This is a genomic window from Pantoea sp. ME81, from assembly GCF_903970985.1.
Classification (GTDB): Bacteria; Pseudomonadota; Gammaproteobacteria; order Enterobacterales; family Enterobacteriaceae; genus Pantoea; species Pantoea communis.
The window spans coordinates 1-3,784 of the sequence record NZ_CAJCKS010000290.1; the positions used below are offsets into that span (position 1 = coordinate 1).

The window sequence follows — 3,784 nt, forward strand, 5'->3', positions numbered from 1 at the left end:
TTTTTTTTTCGCGCAGACGACGTGATACGAACTGGAAACTCGTGAGTGGAGTTCAGACGTGTGCTTTTCTTTTTTTCTCAACAAACCACCATCAAACGTGTTTTCTGAACGTGCGGGGAGTCTGGCGTTGTTCTATTCCGATCTATCCAGCGCGGCCGCGGTGGCTGAAGCTGCAATAATCCCGTTCATTGAGAAGAAAATGAAGATACAGATGACCAATCCCGCCAATGCTGCCGGATGCGTTTTCAGTACAAAACACATCACGAAAGTCATCAGTGCGGCGATAAAAGAGGCGGATTTCAGCAGCGTCTCAAGCCGTACCTTTTGCACTAAACGTTTATTAACGGTGCTGACCGTCACCAGTCCAAGGATATTTATGGCGAACAGCCAACCATAATGTTGCGGATCGATACCGAAATAGCTGATATACACCGCAGGCGATCCGACAATAAAGGCGTAAGCGGCAACGTAGTAAAAAGTCACGCACAAGGTAAAACGCATAAAGTTTTTATTTTGCAACAATGCGCGATAATTACCCATTATTTGCCGAGGTGACGCCGTTACCCTTTTTTCTGCCGGCAGTGTTTCAGGAAGCCAGAGCAGTGATATAAACATCAATGCGCCGACTACCGCCAGAAACCAGAAAATCACCGGCCATTGCGAGTAACGAATGATTTGCCCACCCATTAATGGCCCCGCGATAGGGGCAATCGCCATGACAATGATCAGCGTCGACAGCATTTGCGCAGCGCGCGTGCGGCTGAAAAGGTCGCGGATCATGGCACGCGCCAGCATCGGGCCGGTGCACGCGCCAGCGGCCTGAATGACACGCCAGAAGACAATCTGAGGCATGTCGCTGGAGAGTGCGCATCCCGCTGAGCCGACAGCAAAGATAATCATCCCGATATATAGCGGTGTTTTGCGGCCGAGTTGATCGCTAATCGGGCCCCAGATTAGCTGTGCGATGGCAAAGCCAATCAGGAATCCGGTGACCGTCAGTTCCGAATCACCGTGTAACGCGGCTGACATCGCGGGCATCGCCGGTAGATAGATGTCGGTTGAGAGCGAGGTAAATGCCATCAACGCGCTGAGAATGACAATAAAAGCGATGCCGGTTTTCATATCCGGAGGATGCGTTGCAGTTTTGATATCCATAGTGTCTTTTTATGAGCAAAGGAAAGGACCTGTGCGGTGCCAGGGCTTAATTACAGTGATGGTAAAGGGGTTGTGGAGTAGCTTAACAAAGGCAGAAGGGATTGATTAGGTGCGCCAGTCTACTAGCACCTATGAGCAATATTCATTAATGAGTGGGTTAATAAGACGAGGGCACATCACCGCCAGAGCAGTGATGCGCTTTAACGCGATTAAGGCTGTTGTGCTGCCAGTTGCAGCAGCAGCGCTTTCGCCACATCTTCTGAGCTGGCCGGATTTTGTCCGGTGATCAACTGACCATCTTGTACGACAAACGGTGCCCAGTCAGCGCCTTTTTGATAATGCGCGCCCAGTTTGATGAACTCATCCTCAATCAGGAAAGGCACCACGTCGGTCAGCTCAACGGCTGCTTCTTCGCTATTGGTAAAGCCGGTGACCTGCTTACCCTGAATTAACGGGGCGCCGCTCGCAGCTTTCACATGGCGCAACGCGCCAGGTGCATGGCAGACAAAACCCATCGGCTTACCCGCACGATCGAAAGATTCGATCAACTGGATGGAGTCTGCGGTTTCGCAACACATTAGCGGCCTGGAAGTCGCAGTGGGTCGACCGCTGTTTGAGCGTCAGGCCCATGGCGTGATGCCAACGGCCGCTGCCGACGATTTGGCCGCTGATATAGGCAACTCTCTGGATACCGCAGAGTCCGCTTTATCATCGGCGCGTGCCCGATCGATGGATGTGAGTGGAACGTTGCAGATTATTGGACATGCTGATTTTATGGCGGAGAAATTATCGGCTGAATTGCTGCCACTGCTTGAAAGCGGCATTCGCGTGCATATGCACAGCGGTGATGGTCCGCTCGTTGCGCAGATGGTGATTGAAGGGCACTGTGATCTGGGCGTGACGGCACATCCGGTGACCGATCCACGTTTAAAGGGTGAAGTGATTTTTCAGGACCGAGTGGTTGCTGTGGCTGCACCGGCTCGCTTACACAACAGTGCAGATTTTTCCGCGGATGTGATTAAAGAACCTCTGCTGGCTTATGACCTAAAACTCTCTTTGATTGATCACTGGCTGGATAAAAATCGAATTAAATACCAGACGCTGTTACCTGCGGTTGTTGGGCAGGATTTGCGTGGCATGCGGAGTTTACTCTGCGGCGGATTTGGCTGGTCGGTGATGCCGGCATTTTTATGTCAGGCGCAAATCGCGCAAGGGGAGTTAGTGATGTTGGACGCGCCAGTGGGGGACTCAGAGATTCGTTATCACCTTATTTGGTTACCCAGCGCTCTGCGCCAACCGCGTATTGCCCATGCAAGACAGGCACTGGTTTGGGGGATGAATAACAGCCATTAAGATTTTTTATCTAAAGGTTGTGACTGGTAGCTTTTATAATGTTTCCTGACTAGCGGATCGTCAATGTCGCTATAATTGATTTGCCCTTTATCCAATCCATCCAGGCCTTTAATACTACCGATGGTTAAAGGCCATTCGTCCCTGCTATGAATCTCGATAATGAACGGTTGGAGATAACGATCCAGATGTCCTTTCCCAGGTTCACGAATTTCTCTGCTCAATGTGCGAAGGTAATCATCTTTTTTTGTTTTAGACCAGTCGACAGAAAAACCTGCACGGAAGCTTAATTCCATGAAAGTTAGCAAAATTGTACGTCCGTTACCATCGAGGAAAGGGTGAGCAAAAGCCAACTGCCCCATCACTTCTCCTGGCTTTTGACGAAATTTGTCCCTGTCACTGGCAAGCTTTAACGCATACTCCACTGCAAGCTGAATAAGATGTGGATATTCAAATACCGTAAAGTGTTCGTCTTCACGCGTGCCTTTAAAGATCGATAGGTGAGGAACTAACTCGTTTCGGTCTTTTCCTGCCCAGTGATAGAAGTCACCGAAAAGAATTTCGTGAACTTTAAGTATGGAAGAATATTTTACGTGTTTTAGCGTTGATAGGTACAGCAGCGCATCTTCCAGACTAAGTTCGAATGAAAGATGTTCAGAAGCTTTAACTTCATCAGGATCTTTTAAATGTAAGGCATTCTGTAAATAACCCGCTGTTTCATAGTCGCCGAAAGGATCAAAAATCATGCAGAAAAATTCTGTTTAATTTGTCTTTTCTCACGCAGATAGTCTCCTTGCATCTCCAGCGTTTCTGCCTTGGTTAAAATGCCTTTTTTCTTCAGATTAACCAGAAGTTGTTCGATGACATCAAGTTCTACGATGTCATCGGCCAGGCGAGTAATTGCAACAGCCATGCGACTCATACCATCACGGTCAGCCGTTACTTGGTGAACTTTAGCCAGTTCACGTACCTGATTAGCAACACTTAATGATGCAGATTTATTCATGTCTTTGCCTCATTCAATGATACCCAATTTTAGCACGCAGAAGGTTGAGTGTCTGCTATGCGATTTGACCTTATTCCAGACACAAAAAAAACCGGACATTGTCCGGCTTTCTTCATTAGCGCGAGGGAGAATTACAGCGCCATATCCTGCTTAGCGGATTCTGCGCGAGGCTTAGCCTGCGTAGGAGCAACGGACTGATCACCCATGTTGATGACCGGTGGTTTGGTCAACTGCAGCGTAGCAGCGGTGTTGTCCCAAACCTGCTGAGTCAGT

Annotated in this window: 4 protein-coding genes and 1 pseudogene; 1 reads left to right on the forward strand and 4 read right to left on the reverse strand. The window is 48.9% G+C overall.

Features of this window, described 5'->3' with window-relative positions:
- Positions 1-132 precede the first annotated feature (132 nt).
- Positions 133-1,155, reverse strand: coding sequence for a multidrug effflux MFS transporter (locus tag H7A81_RS26360; protein WP_182059241.1), 1,023 nt, complete (start codon positions 1,153-1,155; stop codon positions 133-135).
- Positions 1,156-1,364: 209 nt separating this feature from the next.
- Positions 1,365-1,724: pseudogene (locus H7A81_RS26365) on the reverse strand (type 1 glutamine amidotransferase domain-containing protein); the annotation flags it as partial.
- 28 nt (positions 1,725-1,752) lie between these two features.
- Here H7A81_RS26365 and H7A81_RS26370 point away from each other — a divergent pair.
- The gene (locus H7A81_RS26370) at positions 1,753-2,508 is read left to right on the forward strand and encodes a LysR family transcriptional regulator (RefSeq protein ID WP_255479057.1); all 756 of its coding nucleotides are present in this window, start codon (positions 1,753-1,755) and stop codon (positions 2,506-2,508) included.
- Here the strand turns inward: H7A81_RS26370 and H7A81_RS26375 are convergent.
- On the reverse strand, positions 2,505-3,251 hold the full coding sequence (locus H7A81_RS26375) for a Fic family protein (RefSeq protein ID WP_182059243.1): 747 nt from the start codon (positions 3,249-3,251) through the stop codon (positions 2,505-2,507). The two genes, H7A81_RS26370 and H7A81_RS26375, sit on opposite strands and share 4 nt — an antisense overlap.
- The gene (locus H7A81_RS26380) at positions 3,248-3,511 is read right to left on the reverse strand and encodes a hypothetical protein (RefSeq protein WP_182059244.1); all 264 of its coding nucleotides are present in this window, start codon (positions 3,509-3,511) and stop codon (positions 3,248-3,250) included. The genes H7A81_RS26375 and H7A81_RS26380 overlap by 4 nt, the downstream gene beginning before the upstream one ends.
- Positions 3,512-3,784: the final 273 nt, after the last annotated feature.

Bases quoted from the DNA above. Each gene is read 5' to 3' on its own strand.
- H7A81_RS26360 (WP_182059241.1), bottom strand. From the start codon at position 1,155: ATGGATATCAAAACTGCAACGCATCCTCCGGATATGAAAACCGGCATC.
- H7A81_RS26375 (WP_182059243.1), bottom strand. From the start codon at position 3,251: ATGATTTTTGATCCTTTCGGCGACTATGAAACAGCGGGTTATTTACAG.
- H7A81_RS26380 (WP_182059244.1), bottom strand. From the start codon at position 3,511: ATGAATAAATCTGCATCATTAAGTGTTGCTAATCAGGTACGTGAACTG.